The sequence below is a fragment of the Lysobacter sp. A286 genome (assembly GCF_054052105.1).
This window is the reverse complement of the sequence record NZ_JBSVRJ010000001.1, coordinates 78,643-97,323: the sequence shown is the minus strand read 5'-3', so window position 1 is coordinate 97,323 and position 18,681 is coordinate 78,643. Positions and strand designations below refer to the sequence as shown.

Annotated in this window: 22 protein-coding genes; 7 read left to right on the top strand and 15 right to left on the bottom strand. The window is 65.3% G+C overall.

Annotated elements, in window-relative coordinates; all coding sequences use genetic code 11:
• Nucleotides 1–22: 22 nt before the first annotated feature.
• Both dusA and ACW7G0_RS00435 read right to left on the bottom strand, forming a co-directional pair.
• Nucleotides 23–1,045: a tRNA dihydrouridine(20/20a) synthase DusA gene (gene dusA, locus ACW7G0_RS00440; protein WP_456989399.1), complete on the bottom strand. Its 1,023-nt coding sequence runs from the start codon at nucleotides 1,043–1,045 to the stop codon at nucleotides 23–25.
• 133 nt (nucleotides 1,046–1,178) lie between these two features.
• Nucleotides 1,179–2,609: a sensor histidine kinase gene (locus ACW7G0_RS00435; protein WP_456986936.1), complete on the bottom strand. Its 1,431-nt coding sequence runs from the start codon at nucleotides 2,607–2,609 to the stop codon at nucleotides 1,179–1,181.
• 258 nt (nucleotides 2,610–2,867) lie between these two features.
• Between ACW7G0_RS00435 and ACW7G0_RS00430 the strand changes: the two genes are divergently transcribed.
• A complete protein-coding gene (locus ACW7G0_RS00430; RefSeq protein ID WP_456986934.1) occupies nucleotides 2,868–3,569 on the top strand; it encodes a response regulator transcription factor in 702 nt (233 codons plus the stop codon).
• Between the two features lie 242 nt (nucleotides 3,570–3,811).
• Here the strand turns inward: ACW7G0_RS00430 and ACW7G0_RS00425 are convergent, their stop codons facing one another.
• Both ACW7G0_RS00425 and ACW7G0_RS00420 read right to left on the bottom strand, forming a co-directional pair.
• Complete coding sequence (locus ACW7G0_RS00425; RefSeq protein ID WP_456986933.1) at nucleotides 3,812–4,123, bottom strand: high-potential iron-sulfur protein; 312 nt, start codon at nucleotides 4,121–4,123, stop codon at nucleotides 3,812–3,814.
• A 31-nt stretch (nucleotides 4,124–4,154) separates the two neighbouring features.
• Nucleotides 4,155–5,159 (bottom strand): YncE family protein, encoded by a 1,005-nt coding sequence (locus ACW7G0_RS00420; RefSeq protein WP_456986931.1) that lies wholly within the window; start codon nucleotides 5,157–5,159, stop codon nucleotides 4,155–4,157.
• A 190-nt stretch (nucleotides 5,160–5,349) separates the two neighbouring features.
• On the opposite strand from ACW7G0_RS00420, the gene ACW7G0_RS00415 reads away from it, so the two are divergent.
• Together ACW7G0_RS00415 and ACW7G0_RS00410 are read left to right on the top strand one after the other, a co-directional pair.
• Nucleotides 5,350–5,868, top strand: coding sequence for an RNA polymerase sigma factor (locus ACW7G0_RS00415; protein ID WP_456989398.1), 519 nt, complete (start codon nucleotides 5,350–5,352; stop codon nucleotides 5,866–5,868).
• A complete protein-coding gene (locus tag ACW7G0_RS00410) occupies nucleotides 5,865–6,671 on the top strand; it encodes an anti-sigma factor family protein (RefSeq protein ID WP_456986929.1) in 807 nt (268 codons plus the stop codon). The genes ACW7G0_RS00415 and ACW7G0_RS00410 overlap by 4 nt, the downstream gene beginning before the upstream one ends.
• A gap of 22 nt (nucleotides 6,672–6,693) precedes the next feature.
• Here the strand turns inward: ACW7G0_RS00410 and arsS are convergent, their stop codons facing one another.
• The 5 genes from arsS to ACW7G0_RS00385 form a co-directional block, all read right to left on the bottom strand.
• Nucleotides 6,694–7,668 carry an arsenosugar biosynthesis radical SAM (seleno)protein ArsS gene (arsS, locus tag ACW7G0_RS00405; RefSeq protein WP_456986928.1) on the bottom strand — a complete coding sequence of 325 codons (975 nt, stop codon included), beginning with the start codon at nucleotides 7,666–7,668 and terminating at the stop codon, nucleotides 6,694–6,696.
• Nucleotides 7,661–8,539: a sterol desaturase family protein gene (locus ACW7G0_RS00400; protein WP_456986927.1), complete on the bottom strand. Its 879-nt coding sequence runs from the start codon at nucleotides 8,537–8,539 to the stop codon at nucleotides 7,661–7,663. Before ACW7G0_RS00400 ends, arsS begins: the two co-directional genes overlap by 8 nt.
• Before the next feature lie 85 nt (nucleotides 8,540–8,624).
• The gene (locus ACW7G0_RS00395) at nucleotides 8,625–9,311 is read right to left on the bottom strand and encodes a TIGR04282 family arsenosugar biosynthesis glycosyltransferase (RefSeq protein ID WP_456986925.1); all 687 of its coding nucleotides are present in this window, start codon (nucleotides 9,309–9,311) and stop codon (nucleotides 8,625–8,627) included.
• Complete coding sequence (locus ACW7G0_RS00390; RefSeq protein WP_456986923.1) at nucleotides 9,308–10,087, bottom strand: glycosyltransferase; 780 nt, start codon at nucleotides 10,085–10,087, stop codon at nucleotides 9,308–9,310. The genes ACW7G0_RS00395 and ACW7G0_RS00390 overlap by 4 nt, the downstream gene beginning before the upstream one ends.
• A 3-nt stretch (nucleotides 10,088–10,090) precedes the next feature.
• Nucleotides 10,091–12,244 carry an FAD-dependent oxidoreductase gene (locus ACW7G0_RS00385; RefSeq protein ID WP_456986922.1) on the bottom strand — a complete coding sequence of 718 codons (2,154 nt, stop codon included), beginning with the start codon at nucleotides 12,242–12,244 and terminating at the stop codon, nucleotides 10,091–10,093.
• A gap of 361 nt (nucleotides 12,245–12,605) precedes the next feature.
• Between ACW7G0_RS00385 and msrB the strand changes: the two genes are divergently transcribed.
• The 3 genes from msrB (at nucleotide 12,606) to ACW7G0_RS00370 (ending at nucleotide 14,666) form a co-directional block, all read left to right on the top strand.
• Complete coding sequence (gene msrB / locus ACW7G0_RS00380; RefSeq protein ID WP_456986920.1) at nucleotides 12,606–13,130, top strand: peptide-methionine (R)-S-oxide reductase MsrB; 525 nt, start codon at nucleotides 12,606–12,608, stop codon at nucleotides 13,128–13,130.
• A 5-nt stretch (nucleotides 13,131–13,135) separates the two neighbouring features.
• Entirely contained in the window at nucleotides 13,136–13,861 is a 726-nt protein-coding gene (msrA, locus tag ACW7G0_RS00375; protein ID WP_456986918.1) for a peptide-methionine (S)-S-oxide reductase MsrA, read from the top strand.
• 88 nt (nucleotides 13,862–13,949) lie between these two features.
• A complete protein-coding gene (locus tag ACW7G0_RS00370; protein ID WP_456986917.1) occupies nucleotides 13,950–14,666 on the top strand; it encodes a DUF1499 domain-containing protein in 717 nt (238 codons plus the stop codon).
• Here ACW7G0_RS00370 and ACW7G0_RS00365 read toward each other — a convergent pair.
• The 6 genes from ACW7G0_RS00365 to ACW7G0_RS00340 all read right to left on the bottom strand — a co-directional run bounded on the left by ACW7G0_RS00365 (nucleotide 14,663) and on the right by ACW7G0_RS00340 (nucleotide 18,040).
• Nucleotides 14,663–15,340, bottom strand: a complete 678-nt coding sequence (locus ACW7G0_RS00365; RefSeq protein ID WP_456986915.1) for a hypothetical protein — start codon at nucleotides 15,338–15,340, stop codon at nucleotides 14,663–14,665. The two genes, ACW7G0_RS00370 and ACW7G0_RS00365, sit on opposite strands and share 4 nt — an antisense overlap.
• Nucleotides 15,341–15,371: 31 nt before the next feature.
• Nucleotides 15,372–15,821: a hypothetical protein gene (locus tag ACW7G0_RS00360; RefSeq protein WP_456962511.1), complete on the bottom strand. Its 450-nt coding sequence runs from the start codon at nucleotides 15,819–15,821 to the stop codon at nucleotides 15,372–15,374.
• Between the two features lie 53 nt (nucleotides 15,822–15,874).
• Complete coding sequence (locus ACW7G0_RS00355; RefSeq protein ID WP_456986913.1) at nucleotides 15,875–16,312, bottom strand: hypothetical protein; 438 nt, start codon at nucleotides 16,310–16,312, stop codon at nucleotides 15,875–15,877.
• A 100-nt stretch (nucleotides 16,313–16,412) separates the two neighbouring features.
• Complete coding sequence (locus ACW7G0_RS00350; RefSeq protein ID WP_456986911.1) at nucleotides 16,413–17,138, bottom strand: HAD family hydrolase; 726 nt, start codon at nucleotides 17,136–17,138, stop codon at nucleotides 16,413–16,415.
• Nucleotides 17,139–17,231: 93 nt separating this feature from the next.
• On the bottom strand, nucleotides 17,232–17,585 hold the full coding sequence (locus tag ACW7G0_RS00345) for an EF-hand domain-containing protein (RefSeq protein WP_456986910.1): 354 nt from the start codon (nucleotides 17,583–17,585) through the stop codon (nucleotides 17,232–17,234).
• Nucleotides 17,586–17,857: 272 nt separating this feature from the next.
• Entirely contained in the window at nucleotides 17,858–18,040 is a 183-nt protein-coding gene (locus ACW7G0_RS00340; protein ID WP_456962515.1) for a CPXCG motif-containing cysteine-rich protein, read from the bottom strand.
• 140 nt (nucleotides 18,041–18,180) lie between these two features.
• Here ACW7G0_RS00340 and ACW7G0_RS00335 point away from each other — a divergent pair, with 140 nt between their 5' ends.
• The gene (locus tag ACW7G0_RS00335; protein ID WP_456986909.1) at nucleotides 18,181–18,678 is read left to right on the top strand and encodes a hypothetical protein; all 498 of its coding nucleotides are present in this window, start codon (nucleotides 18,181–18,183) and stop codon (nucleotides 18,676–18,678) included.
• Nucleotides 18,679–18,681 lie beyond the last annotated feature (3 nt).

Genomic DNA, 18,681 nt, shown 5'->3' with positions numbered 1-18,681 from the left:
GGCGGTAGAGGGATGATCAGGGTCAGGCCGTGGCGGCATCGGACTGGAACGACTCGGTGACCGTCAGCGCGCGCTCGACCAGCCCCCAGTCGGCGCCGGGCTTGTGTGCGCCCTCGCTGAGCACCTGGCGGAACGCCCGACCACCACGCTGACCGGCAAACAGGCCAAGCAGATGGCGGGTAATGTGCTTGAGATAGACGCCGCGCTCAAGCTGGCTCTCGACGTAGGGCCTGAACTGGCGCAACAGCTCGGCACGCGGGCGCACCTCACCGTCGAACCAGGCGGCGTCGAGCCGGTGCAGCAGGTAGGGATCGTGATACGCAGCGCGGCCGAGCATCGCGCCGTCGACGTGGTCCAGGTGCGCGCCCGCCTCGGCCGCCTCGTTGATGCCGCCGTTGACGATCACCTGCAGGTCGGGCCGCTCGCGCTTGATCCGGTACGCCCAGTCGTAACGCAGCGGCGGCACCTCGCGGTTCTCCTTCGGGCTCAGACCTTGCAGCCAGGCATTGCGCGCATGCACCACGAACATCCGGCAGCCGGCTTCGGCAACCTCGTCGATGAAGGCGCGGAAGCGGTCGTAGTCGTGATCATCGTCGACCCCGAGCCGACACTTGACGGTGACGGGCACGTCGCAGGCGTCGACCATTGCCTTCACCGAAGCGGCGACCAGCGCCGGCTCGCGCATCAGGCAGGCACCAAAGCGCCCGGCCTGGACGCGGTCGGAGGGACAGCCGCAATTGAGGTTGACCTCATCGAAGCCGATATCGGCCCCGATCCGCGCCGCCTGAGCCAGCAGTGCCGGCTCGCTGCCACCCAGTTGCAGCGCGACCGGATGCTCGACCGGATCCAGCGCCAGCAACCGTGCACGGCCCTCCTCGGTCTTGCTGCCGTGGATCACCGCATTGGCGTGGACCATCTCGGTGTACAGCCTCGCATGCGGCGCGAGCAGGCGATGGAACACCCGGCAATGGGTATCGGTCCAGTCCATCATCGGCGCGACCGACAGACGCAGCGACGCCTCATAGCGGGCTCTTCCCCGACCTATCAAGCTTTCAGCCTCATTGTCAGGGGTCACGTTCTCGACCACTTACGGGAGTTTCCGGAGGTTTTTTGTTAACCGAGTGCTACATTCTAGGCTGTGTAGCACCATCGTCAGCCGCCGTCGCAAGGACGGCTCGTTAGGGCACACGGCTCAAATCCGCCTCAAGCGATGGCGCGGTGGACGCTTCCAGCGGCAGTTCAATCCGGACCGTGGTGCCCTCTCCGGGCATGCTGTCCACGTCAATGCAGCCGCCGGCATCGACAATGAGGTCGTGGGCGACGGCCAGGCCCAGCCCGGTGCCCTGCCCCGCCGGCCGAGTGGTGAAGAAGGCTTCGAACACGCGCGCACGGGTAGCTTCGTCCATGCCATGGCCGGTGTCGCGCAGGCCGAGCGCCAGCCGATCCTTCGCCGCTGGCGGATGCAGCTCGACGTGGAAAGTGCCGCCGTCGGCCATCGCCTGGTTGGCGTTGGCCGCAATGTTGAGGATCATCAGGTCGAACTGCGCGTGGTCGAAGCGGATCGGCAGCGACTGATCCGGCACGTCCATCCGGATCGCCACCGTCGGGTCGAACAGTTGCCGCAGCATCGGCTGCATGTCACGCAGCGCCTGGCTGGCATCGAAGGTTTCCGGCACCGCGACATCGCGTCTGCTGAAGTTCAGCAGCTTCTGGCTGATCGCGGTCGCACGGCGTGCAGCCGACTCCACTCCTGCCAATGCCTTCCTCTGCGACTCGGGGTCGCTATCGTCGCGCCGGCCCCGCTCCGCATGCCCGATGATCAGTCCGAGCAGGTGGTTGAAGTCGTGCGCCAACCCGCTGGCCAGCCGACCTACCGCCTCGACCTTCTGGGCGTGAATCAATTGTCCGTGGATGCGCTCGCGCTCGAGGATCTCGGCTTGCAGTCGCTCGTTGCTGCGAGTGAGTTCATCCCCGCGCAGCGTTGCCGCCTGCAGGCTCTCGCGCAGTGCGGCCACCGTACGGTCGACCACGATCGCGATGAACAGGAAGATCAACGCGGCGATGATGCAGTCAACGGCCGCGACCATCGCGGCGTCGCTGTTGTCCATGGCACGGAAATCCACCACGCTGCCAACGGCGAACGCCAGCACCATCCAGCCGTACATCAACCACAGTGCGCGACGGCCAATCACGAGCCCGGCGATGATCAGCCACACGGCCTGGATCGGCTGTTCGTAGCGACTGGCGCCGAATCCGCTGCCGAGGTAACCCAGCAGTGTCCCGACCGCGAGCACCACCATCAGCAATCGCACCGCACCCTGGAAGCGGCCGCGCCGTACCAGCCACAGATCGAACAGGGCGAAGACGCTGATGACGATGCTGGTGACCAGGCTGGCGGTCTCACCTGGCCGCCATGGGGTGTCGACGCCAAAGATGCGATACAGCCACATCAGCGGGGGCGTGAACGCCAGCAACAGCAACAAGACCTGCAGCATGGGCGCATTGCGCCGGTCGACCGGATTGTCGATCGGCGCGCGCGACAGCCACCCCGACAACGCCCGCCACGGATTGCCTATCCAGCGAATTGGTGCAGGCAGAACAATACTCATGAACGCACCTCGTCATGCTCGGATGCAGCCGAGGGAGCGACTCTACAGCAGGCCGACCGTTGCCCGGCCCTCCCGCATTCCTGCACACACGACATACAAGTGACGGGTATCACAGAGCGGGCATTCGAGCCGAGGGCACGCGCAATCCCGCGTAGGATGAGTAAAGCGGAAACTGGTGCAAGCGGCGCATCAGGATGCGGGACGGCAACTCAATGCGGTGACAGCGGCACTGCATGCCGGCGACAAGGGGACAACGAAGTGGTTGACGACAGGCAGGTGATCCTCGTGGTGGAGGACGACGCCGAATTGCGTGACGAAATCCTGAGGCCCGGCCTGCATGACGCCGGCTTCGTCACGGTCGGGGCCGGTAGTGCCATCGAGGCCTACCGCAGCATGCTGTCGCGGGACTACTCGATGTATATCCTCGACGTCGGTCTGCCTGACGAGGACGGCTTCACTCTGGCGCGCAACCTCCGGACGCTGACAAACGCCGGCATCATCATGCTGACGGGACGTCTGCGCTCGAACCTGGACCAGGCACGCGGGTTGGACCTGGGCGCTGATGCCTACATCACCAAGCCGGTCGACATCGGCGTGCTGGCCGCCACTGTACGGAGCGTCTTGCGACGGATCGCGGAGACCACTGCCCCGCCGACCCGACCCGCTGCCACCGGGTGGCAGTTGGACCTTGAGGGTTGGTGCGTGGTCGCTCCAAGCGGGCGCAAGGTGCCATTGACCCAAGCCGAACGCATGCTGCTGGACCTGCTCTTCGCATCGGCGAGCGAAGCCGTCACCCGCGCGACCATCACGGCGCAGCTCATGCTTGACCTGCACGACTTCGACCCGCATCGCCTTGAAATGCTGGTCCACCGGCTGCGCCGGAAGGTGATTTCCGAAACTGGCGAAACGCTCCCACTACGCGCTGTGCGGGGCATCGGTTACGTGCTGACGCCAGTCTGACGCCATCAGGTCGAGCACCACCATCCCCGGGTAAACCAGCATCGCGACCTTCGGTGCGACGCGCGGGATGCGGCCATCCCCATCATGCGCATGTGTTCCTGCGCGCCGTTATCGTTGGCCCGTGCCGGCAGCACGCTGCCTGCCGCAAGTACCGTTCCCACCGCCAGCAACGCGCGTCGATCCATGGTGTCGTTCACTATCGTGCCTCGTCAGGATGCGGACGGGGCAAAGGCTTGTTCACCTTAACCGTTCCCCGCATAAGCCAGGCACCAGGCCTGGGGGCTGATGTCGCCGGCGACGATGATGCAGGTTCCATCGGCGCTGGGGTCCTTGCCCGGTACGAAGTTGGCGCAATTCACGCACGCGGATGTTCCCTTTGGCTGATCCTGGTATTGCAGTGCCGATTTGCTCGCCTTGCCGGCGTCGGCGGCCGTTTCGGCGCGTGCCGACGCGGGCCAGGCCAACAGCGGCAGGCTGGCGGCCGCGCCGGCGGCCACGGCCAGTTTCCGGAGCAGGACGCGGCGGGAGATGCCGGGAATGAACGTGTCTGTCATGGGGTGATCCTCTGGAGAAAATCGGGCGGACTCAGTCGTTGCCGACCACGGTGATCCAGAACGGCAACTCGCCATGGGTGGGCACCTGCTTGACGATCTCCAGGGTCCTGGTGTCGATCACCGCGACTTTGTCGGTGCCGGTGACGCCCACGTAAACCCAACGCCCGTCATGGCTGGCACGAACACCATGCGGTCCCTGGCCGACATCGATACGCTTGACCACCTTGAGCGTGGCCGGATCGATCACGTCCACCAGATGGTCGGCAATCGCGCCAGTGAACACGTAACGACCGCCGGGAATAACGTCGATACCGCCGTGACTCAGGCCAACCGGGATCACCGCCAGTACCTTCTGGGACTTGATGTCGACTGCGGCGACCTTGCCGACAAGATCGCGGACCCACAGGGTTTTTCCATCGGCGGAAAGATCAAGGTTGTGCGGTCCCCTGATGCCCGGCACCGGGATCTCGTCGATCTTTGTCAGCGTCTGCATATCCACCACGGCCACGCCGGTACCACCTTGCAAGGTGACGTAGGCGAGCTTGCCGTCCGCGGTAAAGCGCGCGTTGTGCGGTACCTCGCCGACGTCAATCGACTTGACCAGGCTCTGCGCTTCCATGTCGATGACCGCGACGGTGCCATTGCCGGCGCTGACGGCAAGCCCCCAACGGCCATCGGGGCTGATTGCCACGCCCTGGGGCGTCGGGCCGATTTCAAAGGTCGTCAGCTTTTTTCCGCTGTGCGCGTCCACCAGATAGGCCTCCGGCAGATCCTTGCTGCTGACCAGCATGCGGGTGCCATCAGCACTGATGGTGTTGTAGTGGGCGCCGGTCAGCGCACCCCAGGTGTCTCCCGCCGGCATGCTTTCCACCGCGTTGCTGGTTTGCAATGTCACGTAGACCGATGCGGGAAACACGTCCTGCGGTTCGGCGGCATCGACGCTGGCAACGCCAAAGGCGAGGGCAAAGGCCGCGGTGAAGCGCGCCAGCATCAGATGCGGGCGCCGTGCGGTCGGAAAGCTGCTGTTGGAGGTCATGTGGATTCCTGTGGGCTGGTGGAGGCAATCGGGCGGTTTGTTCGTCAAGGGAGACGCACACCGCGGAGGTTTATTCCCTGACGTGCGCCCACCGACAGGGCTGCCCCTGTGGAAAACAGGACGCAGGGAATAATCGATGGCCAGCGGCGTCTACCCTGTACAGGTCACACCGCAGGAGGTCGATCCGGCCATGCTCGATCACGACATTGATGACCAGCTACGCGAGCTGTTGCCGCGGTTGCAACGGTTTGCGCGCTGGCTGACGCGCGATGCCAGCAGCGCCGACGACCTGGTCCAGTCCACGCTGGAGCGGGCAATATCGCGCTGGAGCAGCCGGCGTGATGACGCCGCGCTGCGTCCGTGGCTATTTGCTATCGCGTATCGCCAATTCCTGGACGGCAAGCGGCGTGCGAGCCGCTACGCCAGCATGCTGGAACTTTTTCGTGGCGGCGCGGCGGTCGAGCAGCCGTCAGTGGAACGTGAAGTGATTGCACAATCGGTGGTGCATGCACTGGAGCGCTTGTCCGATGAGCAGCGGCAGTTGTTGCTTTGGGTTTCAGTAGAAGGACTCAGCTATCACGAAGTGGCCGGTCTGCTCGATATCCCCATCGGCACCGTGATGTCCCGGTTGTCGCGTGCACGCGCCGCATTGCGTCGGCTTGGCGATGGTGAGGTATCGAAGACTCCTTCGTTGCGGTTACTCAAATGAACGACATGACCAAAACCAGCTCATTCCTCGACGAAGCCGAGATCCACGCCTATATCGATGGCCATCTGGACGAAGCCGGTTGCGCACGTGTGGAAGCGTGGCTGGATCGCCACCCGACCCGCGCCGAGGAAATACGCGCATGGCAGCGTGACGCGCAGCAACTGCGCGCCCGGCTGGGCGGCTTGCCGCCGTCGTCGGGTCAGCCGAATCTCGATCCGTCTGCGATCCGCGCACGGCGTCGGCATCGCACGCGCGCGCGTCTGGCGTTGGCGGCCTCGCTGGTGCTGACGCTTGGCATGGGTGGCATCGGCGGTTGGCAAGCGCGCAGCCGGACAGCGCCCAGCGCGGAAGCACCGCTGGCCGCCACAGCAACGGCCGCAGCGCCGATGGCCGACGCACTGCAGGCCTACCGCATGTTTGCGGTAGATCGGCGGGTGCAACTCGATATCACGCAACGTCATGCGGGCGAGCTGCAAACGTGGCTGGACCAGCGCTTCCAGAACGCCGCCCGGCTGCCAAACCTGGCTGGCGCCGGCTTTCATCCCGTCGGTGGCCGCCTGACTGCCACCGACAGCGGTCCGGCGGCGATGGTGCTGTATGAAGACCAGCGGGGCAACGCCATCAGCTTCTATATCCGTCCGCCATCACCGCACGCCGGCGCACTGCTGCGCGGACAACGGCGCGAAGGACAACTGGCCACGGCGTACTGGTCGGACGATGGCTACAACTACGCGCTGGTCAGTCGTGCCGATACCTCCGATGTAAGAGCAATGCGCGATGCGCTGCTGCCCACACCCATTTGACGGCCCGTCCGGCAGATGGCCGTCAAAACAACGCGCCGCCGCAGCTGGAACCCTGGCCAGCGGTGCAGCCGTAACAATGCTCCGCGGTGGCGATCCTGCGCGTCAGCGGGCCATCGAGCAGATCACGCAGGTGTGGCCGCGCCGCGCCTGCGGCGGCCGGACCGGTAGCGCCCAGCGGCAGGTGCAGCATCTGGTTGAAATCGCAGTCGTACAGGTAACCCTGGTAGTCGACGCTGAGCAGTGAGCGGCACATCACGCCGTCCAGGTTGTCGTCGCGGTGCGCGCTCTTGAGGGTCGCCATGTAGGTCGCGAAGTGGCCTTTCGACAGCAGCCACGAGCCGTAGCGCTGGATCGGCATGTTGGCCAACGCGAACAGCTGGTTGAAGACGATGCCGAAGTTGTCGCCGAGCAGGCGCTTGTAGTCGGCCTGCAGTTGCTGCTGGTCCGGCGGCAGGAACGCGCCGTTGGGGTTGTAGACCAGGTTGAGCACCAGGCCGCTGCCGTCATGACCGTAGCCAAGCGCGTTGAGTGTTTGCAGCGCGCGGATCGAGGCCTCGAACACACCCTGCCCCCGTTGTTCGTCCACGTTGGCCTGACTGTGACAGGGCAGCGAGGCGATGGCTTCGACGCCGTGCTGCGCGAGGAATCCGCCGACCCATTCGTAGCCAGGTTCTTCCATGATTGTCGGGTTGAGCCGGTCCATCACGTGCAGGCCAGCATCACGCGCCTGTGTCACCAGCCAGCGGAAATCCGGGTTCATCTCCGGTGAGCCGCCGGTGACGTCCAAGGTGCCGACGCGATGCTGCTTCGCGACCTCCAGAGCCAGCGCCATGGTGTCGCGATCCATCAGCTCGGTCCGGCGCGGGCCGGCGGCGACGTGGCAATGGATGCAGCTGAGGTTGCACAGATAGCCCAGGTTGAGCTGCAGCGTGTCCAGGCGCTCGCGCTGGATTCGCGGGAAGTCGCTGTCCTGCAGTAGCGGCCAGGTGTCATGCATGTGGGGAGTCCTTGGGTGACGTGGGACGGGACGAAACCACGGGGGCGGCCGCATCCGGCGGGCGTGGCGCACGCCGGAACGGCTGCAGCAACAGCGCACCCAGCCCCAGTTCGGCTGGATCGCGCCACTGCGACAGGCCGATCGGCATGCTGCGTTCGGGTTCCGCGGCACGCACGCAATAGCTGCCGAACAGACGATCCCACAGCGACAGGTTGAAGCCGTAGTTGCTGTCGGTTTCCTCACGACGCACGGAATGGTGGATGCGGTGCATCGACGGAGTCACGATCACCACACGCAAGCTGCGGTCCAGCCGTGGCGGGAAGGCAAAGTCGGCATGGGTGAACAGGCTGGCCGCCGACAGCAACACCTCGAAGATCACCACGGCGGCTGGGTGCATCCCAAGCGCGACGACCAGCCCGAGCTTGATCGCCATCGACAGGCCGATCTCCAGCGGATGGAAGCGCACTCCGGTGGTGACATCGAACGCGATATCACTGTGATGCACGCGATGCAGCGGCCACAGCAGCGGGATGACGTGCAGCAGCCGGTGCTGCCAGTAGATCGCGGCATCCAGCAGCAACACCGCCAACGATATCTCCAGCCACGGCGCCCAATCCAGCAGGCCGAACAAGCCGCCGCCGCGAGCATGTACCCGGGTTGCCAGGACCACCGCGAGCAACGGAAACGCCAGGCGCACCAACGCCGTGTCGAGCACCACCAATCCCAGGTTGGACCACTGACGCGGCGCCGGCGCGGCATCACCGCGCGCCGGCCACACCCGCTCGGCCACCGCCAGCGTCAACAGCACCAGCACGAATCCGCCCAGTCGCAGTGCCGCTTCGTGGCCGACGATGGCATCCAGATAACTCACGGGAATATCGAAAGACCTCGTTTTGATCCGTCATTTCCGAAAAGGCGCGGACGCCAATGCAAGACGCGATGGCTCCATGAGCCTGTCATGAGGTTGGACCCACGATGGAGCCCGGTGGTTCGCGCATCCAGTGCGCGAGGTCGCGTTGCTCCGGCGTTGAAGCGGGCAAGGCCTCCAAGGCGCGCTGCACGGCCACCAGGTCACTGGCGTGGTCGGCGTCGGTCAACGTTGCCAGTGTGCGCCAGTCGCCGCAGTCGCGCATCGAGTGCTGCAACGCCTGTGCGGTGTCAGAGGTGCTGTAGCGGACTGCGGTCCACGTTGGCAACGGCGGCACAGTATTGGCGCCGAACAACCAGAAACCACCGTCATCGGCCGGACCGAGCAGCAGCCGCGGCGACGGTGTCCTCAGCCAATCGGCCGCCCCGGCGATCGCCTCCACCGTAAGCTGCGGTGTATCGGCGCCAAGCAGCAGGCCGAAGCCGTGGCGTTCGACCAGTTGCGCGTGCACGTGGCCCATGCGTTCGCCCAAGCCACCCTCGCCCTGGGCGATGGTGGGCAGTCCGGGCCAGGCCTCCAGCGCGTCGCTTTCGGCGACGGCCCAATACGCCGTCACCCCAAAGCGCGCCTGCGCGGCACGCGCTACCGATGCAACCGCAGCGGCTGCACGGCGATACCAGTCAATGGCGTAGGCCTCGCCGCACTCGGCCGCAAGCCGGGTCTTGATGCCGGAACGCCCGGGCGTCTTGACGAAGATCGCCAGCGCGCCGCTCATCGACCCGACTCGCTTTGCGAGAAGCGCCGGGCCTGTCGCCAGGTCTCGCGCAGGTGCCACCACGTGGTCGACCACCAACCCTGCTCGGCATACTTGCGTGCACTGGTGAACAACCAGGCGCCAATCGGCCGCAGTCGCACTTTGGCCCGGCGCAAACGCCAGACCAGGTCATGGTCTTCGCCGCGGTCCAGCCCCGGGTCAAAACCACCGAGGCGTTCAAACACGGCGCGCGGCAGGATCAGGCCCTGGTCCCCGAATGGCAAACCCAGCCAGCGGCTGCGAAGCCAGGTACCGAGCGTATTCAGGCGCATCCATACCGGCCCGTCATCGAGGAAGCGCAGATCGAAATATCCCGCCTCGGCGGTATCGGATGCACCGGCCTGATCGATAAAGCGCGCCAGCGCCGGCAACGTGCCGGCGGCCAACACACAATCGGCGTGCAGGAACCACAACCAGACACCTTCCGCATCGCGCGCACCCGCGTTTTGCTGCGTGGCGCGGCCGGCTGGCGCAGCGATGACCTGCCAGCGCGGCGACGGGCGAATGGCCTCGTCGATAGCCAGGTGAGCAACTTCCCCGGCTCCCTGGCCCGCCACGGTTGCCGCGACCGCAGGAGTCACCGGGACCGCGTCCGGGACCGCTCCGGTCTGCGCGTGAACCACCCGGACCTGTGACGGCAACACTGCCAGTTGCGCGTGCAATCGCGCCGACATCGCGTCGCCCGGCCCCACCGGCACCACCACCGTCAGCTTCGCCAGCACCGCCGCAGCATCCATCGCTCAGCCCCGACGCCAGGCGAAGAATCGCTCGGTCCAGCGCAACACTGCCTGCGGCGCATGCGCGCGTTTCCAGTTGCCCGCGACGAACTTGTTCGCCTCGGCCATGGTCGGGTAGATATGGATGGTGCCGAGCAGCTTGTTGAGGCCGATGCCGTGCTTCATCGCCAGCACGAACTCCGCCAGCAGCTCGCCCGCATGGGCGCCGACAATCGTCGCGCCCAGGATCTTGTCCTTGCCCGGCGCGGTCAGCACCTTGACGAAACCGCGGTCGACGCCGTCGGCGATCGCGCGGTCGAGGTCATCAATGCCGTAACGGGTGACTTCGACCTCGATCTGCTGCCGGCTTGCCTCGTCTTCCGACAGCCCAACGCGCGCGACCTCCGGCTCGGTGAACGTCGCCCAGGGGATCACCCGGTAATCGACGTCGAACGACCACAACGGCGCGATCAATGCATTGACGGCCGCGTACCAGGCCTGGTGCGATGCGACGTGGGTAAACTGGAACGGACCGGTAACGTCACCGCAGACATGGATATTGGGAAAGTTGGTCCGCAACAACGCGTCGGCCTCGATCGTGCGGCGCGCGGTCAGCTGCACTCCGAGCTCCTCCAGCCCGAAACCTTCGACATTGGCGGTGCGGCCCAGCGCCAGCAGCAGGGTGTCGAATTCGAGCCTGACCTCGGCGCCTTCGTGCTCACATACCAGGCAGCCGCCGCTGCCATTTGCTTCCACCCGCAAGGCCTTGTGCGCGGTGGCGACGTGCACACCGTCGGCGCGCAACTGGTCGGTCACCAATACCGCTGCATCGGCGTCCTCGCGCGGCAACAGTCGCGGCGCCATCTCCACCTGGGTCAGCTGGCTGCCGAAGCGTGCGAACACCTGGGTCAGCTCACACCCCACCGGGCCGCCGCCGAGCACCAGCAATTTCCCTGGCAACTCGCGCAGGCCCCACACGGTATCGCTGGTCAGGTAGTTGACCGTGTCCAAGCCCGGCAGCGTCGGCACCAGCGGCCGCGCACCGGTGGCGAGGATCAGGCTGCGGGCACTGAGCCGGCGACCCTCCACCTCGACTTCCCAGGGCGAGACGATCTTCGCTTCGCCGCGAATCACCTCGACGCCCAGGCCGGTGTAGCGCTCGACCGAATCATGCGGCTCGATCTTCGCGATCACCGCCTGCACGCGCTCCATCGCCTCGGCGAAATCAAAGTCCACCTGCATTGCGCGCACGCCGTAACGCTGGCTGTCACGCGCTTGCGCCAACAGTCGCGCGGTGCACAGCAAGGTCTTCGAGGGCACGCAACCGGTGTTGAGGCAGTCGCCGCCCATCTTGTGTTTCTCGATCAACGCGACTTTTGCCTTGACCGTCGAACCGATATACGCCGACACCAGCCCGGCCGAGCCGGCGCCGATCACCAGCAGGTTGTAGTCGAAGCGCGCCGGCCGCTTGAAACCGCGATACACCCGTCGTGCGGCCAACCACCGGGTCAGCCATCGCGCCAGCAACGGCAGCAGGCCCAGCAGCACGAAGGCACCGATCAAGCCCGGTGACAGCACGTCGCCCAACGAGCGTATTTCCGCCAACTGGGTGCCCGCGTAGACATACACGATGGTGCCGGCCAGCATGCCGAGCTGGCTGACCCAGTAGAAGGTGCGCAGCTTGAGCGCGGTCAGCCCGGCCAGCAGGTTGACCACAAAGAACGGAAACACCGGAACCAGCCGCAGCGTGAACAGGTAGAACCCGCCATCGCGCTCAACCCCGGCGTCGATCTTCTTCAGGCGCTCGCCGTACCGACGGCGCAGGCTGTCGCGCAACGCGAAGCGTGCCACCAGGAACGCCAGCGACGCGCCGATGGTGCTGGCAAACGACACCAGCAGCGTGCCTTCCAGCAATCCGAACAGCGCACCGGCGGCCACCGTCAGCACCGCCGCGCCCGGGATCGATGCCGCGGCGACCGCGACATAGACCAGGAAGAACAGTCCCGCCGCAAGCCACGGATTGGTCGCCACCCACGCCAGCAGGTCGGCCTGCCGCGCTTTCAGGTTTTCCAGCGACAACGCCTCGCCTGCACCCGCCTGCCAGGCCCACGCCACCGCGACAACCAGTGCCAGCAGCAAGATCCAGCGCCAAGAGGCAATGGCGGGTTTTGGGTTCATGGACGGCTCCGGGGGCAGGGAAAACACGGGAACGGCGAGCGCTCACGCCGATGATGGACAAATGGCGACGGCAAGGTTCACGCTGGCAAACCGATGGGTCTGACAACCGGTTCCAACAACGGGTTCCAGCAACTGGTTCCAGCCATTGGTCATGACAACGGCTACCGACAACGTAGCCCAATTCCCACGGCAGTCGTCACCGGCGTGCCGGGTCACTGTCGAAAATGTGCGTCTGGTTGATCCGCAGGCTGGATTTTCCCCCGGGATGGAATTATCCGCCGCGCCAGACGTCCAACCTAATAGTCGACACCAATTCGTACGTGCCTTACGTGCCCGACCGCCCCGCGCTTGGAGACCGTCCATGAACCGTCGCACCGTCCTGCAAGGCTTGGCCGCGATGGCAGCATTGCCACTGCTGCCGGCCTGTTCGCGAGCCGCCCCACCCGCACTCCCACCCGGCACAGCGGTCGTGTCGGCCCTGGGTCATGCCGACACCTTCTGGCGCGACAAGGTCAGTCCGGCGGCCTTTGATGTTTTGTTCAAGGAAAATACCGAACGTGCCTTCAGCAGTCCATTGGACACCGAGAAGCGCCTGGGCACCTTCCTCTGCGCCGCGTGCTACCTGCCGCTGTTCAACAGTGAAGACAAGTTCGACAGCGGTACCGGCTGGCCGAGCTTCACCCGACCCATCGCCGGCCAGATGGGGACCAAGCGCGACTTCATACTGTTGATCCCGCGCACCGAATACCACTGTGCCCGCTGCGGCGGCCATCAAGGCCACATCTTCAACGATGGCCCGCCGCCACTGGGCAAGCGCTGGTGCAACAACGGGCTGGCGTTACGCTTTGTACCGCAAGGCCAGCAACTTCCAGCACTGCGGGGGTGACGGCCATGACCAGCTATCCGGGCTCGCAAACCCGACGGGATCCCCGCTGTGGCCGGCAGCCGCGCAAGCAGCGGAAACATCCTTTGCGCCGGGCCGTGTTGGTCGCGCTGTTGCCGCTGCTGACCGCGCTGGCAGCTTGCGCGCAATCGGGCAGTGGTGAGCGCAGTGTCAGTGATGCCCAACAGGCCGCCGCGCCTTCGACCGACATCGCCGTCGCGGTGTTCGCCGGCGGCTGCTTCTGGTGCATGGAGCCGCCGTACGACCAATTGCCCGGAGTGCTATCGACCACCTCCGGCTATATCGGCGGCACCGTCGCCAACCCGACCTACGAGCAGGTCTCCGCGGGCACCACTGGCCACGCCGAGGCGGTGCAGGTGAAGTACGACCCGCGCCAGGTCAGCTACGAGAAGTTGCTGGAGGTGTTCTGGCACAACATCGATCCGGTCGCGGTCGACCGCCAGTTCTGCGACATCGGCGACCAATACCGCAGTGCGATTTTCACCATCGGCGAGGACCAGCAACGCCTCGCCGAGGCCAGCAAGCGCACGTGGCAGGCCTCCGGTCGCTTCGAGCGTCCGATCGCGACCCAGGTCGTCGTCGCGACCACGTTCTACCCGGCCGAGACCTATCACCAGGACTACTACGAGAAGAACCCGATCCGTTACAGGTACTACCGATTCAGTTGCGGCCGCGACGGGCGCCTTGAGGAGCTTTGGGGGTCTGGCAGCTAGTCCGGCATCAAGGCGGTATGGGGATCGCTTCGCATCCCGACGCGGGCTGGTTCACACTGCGTCCGACCGCCACTCGATGGAAGCCGCCATGAAAGCACCCCGGTACCCCCTCGCACTGAGCGTTATCGCCGTCTTGCTGCTGGCCGTGGCCGGGCCGGGCACCCGGCTGGGACTTTGGGCATTCCCCACCGGCTTCAAACTGATGAGCTGGGCTGCCTATGCCGGTTTGGCCGCAGCGGCGATCGCGCTGGTGATGTTGCTGATTCCGCGCATCCGGCGCACCGGCACCGGCGCGCTGGTGGCCGCGTTGCTGATGGGTGTCGCGGTTGCATTCGTGCCCTGGAACGGGATGCGACAGGCCAGAAGCGTGCCGCCGATCCACGACATCAGTACCGACACCGAGCGTCCACCGGCGTTCGTCGCGATCCTGCCGCTGCGGGCTGACGCGGCAAACCCGGCGACCCCTGCCGGACCGGAGGTGGCGCGAGCGCAAGCCACCGCCTACCCCGACCTGGACACACGCCACCTCGGGGTTCCGCCGGCCGACGCATTCCAGCGCGCACTGTCCACCGCGCGCAGCATGGACTGGGAGATCGTCGCCGCCGACCCGGCCAGTGGCCGCATCGAGGCCACCGCGACCACGTTGTGGTTCGGCTTCAAGGACGATGTGGTGATCCGGGTCGAACCGGAAGTCACCGGCAGCGGCAGCCAGGTCGACGTGCGCTCGGTATCACGGGTCGGCAAGAGTGATGCGGGCACCAACGCGAAACGCATCCGCGCCTACCTGGAGCTGCTTGGAAACTAGTTGCCCCGGCCCTTGTGGTTGCCGTTGTTTCCCTGGTTTTTCTTGCCGCCGTTGTTGCCCTTTCCGTTGTTGCCGTTGTTGCCCTTGTTGCTGCTATTTCCCTTGTTGCTCTTGTTGCTCTTGTTGACCTTGCCCTTGCCCCGATCATCATCGGCATGCAGACGGGCGGCACGGGCGCGCTCGGGGTAGTCGCGATACAGGTCTTCGTCGATCCGGATCGGCCGGCCCCAACGGTCATAGCTCGATACGAAGCCGCGCTTGAGCCGATGGAACTCGGCCGAACCTGGCTTGATTCCCATCCGCTTGGCAACGTTGCCCCAGCCTTGGGCGTGGTCGCGTTCCCACTCATCGACCACGTAACGGCATGGGCGGCCGATGATCTGGGCGATCGCACACGCGTAGTAGATATCACCCGGCGCCCAGTTGCGCTCGGTCAGCAAGCTGCTCACCAAGCTACGCGGGGCACCGTGGTAACGAACCATTTCATCGACGAACGGCTGCTGATAGCGAGAACCGTAACGGTTGACGTCGTCCAGCCGGCTGTCGACCCAGACATCACCGCTGCGCGGGTTCCAGCCGAAGCTGAAGTCCTGCGCCGCAACCTGTCCGGCCCCGAACAACGCGGCCACTGCAGCGGAGACGGCAAGCATCCTGGATGTTGATTTGTTCTTCATGGCTCTACTCCCTTCAGGGGCGACCTCACGGTCAGCGCGAGATGACAAATTTCCCGAACGCGACGCCGAGATCCCAGCCGGTGCCCTTGCCCGCCAACGCCAGCGAAACCTCGCCCTTGGTCATCACCTGCGCCTTGGCCGACTTGCCGGCGCCTGCGTGCGCCTCGGCGGTGACGTAGGTGCCGAGCACGTCCTCGATCTGCGACACCCCGGAGAACTCGCCACGACCATCCACGATATTGGTCTTGCCAACCGTGACGCCGCCACCCTTGGTACGGATCTTCACCGACATGCGCTGGCCATTGCTGCAACTGACCGTACCGGTGCCGGAGCCGGTCTTGTAGAACAACGACCAGCCCGACATGTCGAAGCGCATTTCGCAATCAACCGATCCGGCGGCGCTGGCCGGCAACGCAGTGATGGCAAGCAGGCCGGCAGCCACCACGGGGAACACGATCCTGATGAGGCTGGGAGTCTTCATTGACATACTCGTTTGGATGTTTGCGGGAACGGATCAGCCTACCTTGCCAGCGCTCAATCGTCGTCCCGGTCGCGATACGACCGGCTGTAATAGCGGCGCGAGTCGTGATCGTTGCGCGCACGATAACGGCTGCGGTCCCGGTCGTAGCGCGGATCGTAGTACGTCGCCTTGACCTTGCACTTGCCGTGCTTGTTGCACTTCACGTCGCGGGCGTTGTTGCGCGGGCTGGAGCGGTAACTGTTGCGGTAATAACGAGGGTTGCCACGGTTGTCGCGCACCACGATGAGGCGGTTGTTGGCGCCGCGTCGGTTGTTGCGATAGTCGTCCTGATAGTACGCATGACCGTTGTTGAAGATCACATCGGCCGCGTTGACCAGCACCCGGACCAGGTCGTCGCCACCGTTTGCGTGGGCGGGCACAGGAGCCAACGCCGACAGGCCGATACCGGCCGCCAGTGCAACCGGAGTGAGCCACCGGAATAGATTGGACATGGAGTTCTCCTTTATTGGCCGGCCGTTCCAGCCACGACCCGACGATGCCCGGACACGCCTGAACACGCATCCAATGGCGACTTTGCCCGGCCAGTCCCGCTCAGCAAGCGTTCGGCATTGTCGTCAATGCTGCCAGCTCGGCGACCGCACCGGGCAAGTCGGCAGCGGCGTCAACCCGACGCATGCGCGAGGGCACGCTTGAGCTATCGGGAAGCACCGCATTCTCATGCGCCCAGGTGGTGTGGTACGGCACGTGGATGCCCCAGCCACCCAGTGCCAGCACCGGCGCGATGTCGGAGCGCAACGAGTTGCCGATCATCAGGAAGCGGCTTGCGGGCAGCTCGAATTCAGTCAGCAGTCGTTTATAGGTGGGCGGGTCTTTCTCGCTCACGATCTCGATCCGGCGGAACAGGTCGGCCATGCCGGATTGACGCACCTTGGCCTCCTGGTGGAACAGGTCACCCTTGGTGATCAGCACGATCGCGTAGTCGCGGGCAATAACCTCCACCGCGTCGCGGATGTCCGGAAGCAGCTCGACCGGATGTTGCAGCAGCGCTTTGCCCAGCCCGACGATGCGCTGCAGGTCGGTGGCGCTGATGCGCGCCTGGGTCAGCTCGACGGCGGCTTCCAGCATCGACAGCACCATGCCTTTTACGCCATAGCCGAACACCGCGATGTTGCCGCTCTCCACCTCGTACAGGCGCTGCCGCAGGTGGTCCTTGTCCAGATCAACCCAGGCCGCGATGATCTGCTCGAACTCCTCCTGCGCCTGGTCGAAATAATCCTGGCTGCGCCACAGGGTGTCGTCGGCGTCGAAGGCGACCATCTCGATTCTTTCCATCGCCCCAGTATGGCGGAAAGCCGAAGGGCGACCCAGTGGGCCGCCCTCCGGTACGCATCGGCGTTGAACCCGCCGCTGTTATTGACCCGAGTCGGTTGCTGCCGCGTCGCCGGCCGCTTCGGGACCGGCACCGCCCTGCATCTTGGCAACGTAGGCCTTGTACTCATCGGCAGTGAGCAAGCCATCGGCGTCGACATCCGCCTCGGCGAATACCGCGTCCAGCGCCGGCACCGACGCCGCCTCGGCCTGGCTCAGCGCACCGTCGCCATTGGTGTCGACGTCATTCCAGCTTTTCTTCTCTGATGGTGCCGCCTGCTGCGTCGGTGTCGCCGCTGCGCCCTCCACGGGGTCGGCAGTGGTGGCGTCCTGCGCAAAGGCAAGCGGTGCGGCCAGCGCGGCCACCAAGGCGAGGCTGATGGTCGAAATCTTCATTGGTACTTCTCCTGGACAAGATGGGAATGGCGCTGCAGGACGGGGGATTCCTGCCGCACAACTCGCACCTTGCGCACGGCGCCATGAACCGTCGCCATGGGTCAATCGTTACGGCAACGTTGGTTTAACCACCGGCCCCGAATTTGGCGCTAGGACACCGCCGCAGATGCGCCGCGCAGCCGGAAAACCGTGATGCCCGACATTGCTTCGGAGGCCTCCACCCTTTTGATATTGCTGAACCCAACACAACCTTCACGCGGCCGCCGAAACGCTCATTCGTTCTCCGCCGCCGTCCCCACCTGCAGTTCGCCGTCCACGATGTCGACCGCGACCCGGATCGGCCGACAGCACACCTGGCAGTCCTCGATATAACGCTGTTCCTCGATCGAGTCATCAATCAGCAATTGGATCGACTCGCCGCAATACGGGCAGTGGACGGTGGCGGTGGGCAACATGGGAGCTCCTGTGCGTGATGGGCGCTCGACGGCCCTCTTGGACAATGCCACGGAAGCCGGAACACCACGCCAACGTGGTGTTCACCACTGGATCACCGCACCGGGGCGATGCTGGATCGCGATAGTGGAGGAAGCGACTCATGAAGCACCGACACGTATTCAGTACCCCGGACATGCCGGCTGCGATCGCGGCCATCGACGCTGCCCTGGCCGCCGGGGTACCCGATAGCCACATCCTGTTGGTGGCGCGCTCGGACATCGAGATGGACGTGATTCCGCAGGAACGCAAGGAAGCCGACACCGACATGATTCCTGCCGCAGTGCGCGGCGCCGGGTATGGCGCCGGCGCCGGCCTGTTGGCGGGTCTGGTTGCGGTTGCCATCCCGGCATTGGGTGTGACCATGATCGGTGCCGCCGCCGCAACGGTTGCCGGCGCCGCGGTGGGCAGCTGGTCGTCCGCACTGGTCGGCTCGTCGATGCCCGATCCGGTGCGGCAGAAGTTCCACGACGAGATCGAGGCCGGCAATATCCTGGTGCTGGTCGATGGCGACAAGGAACTGCTGGCCGCCGCGCACCCTCGCATTGTCGCCGCCGGCGCGGTAGCGTTACCGTTCGAGGCCACCTCCGCCCTGTCCTGAGAG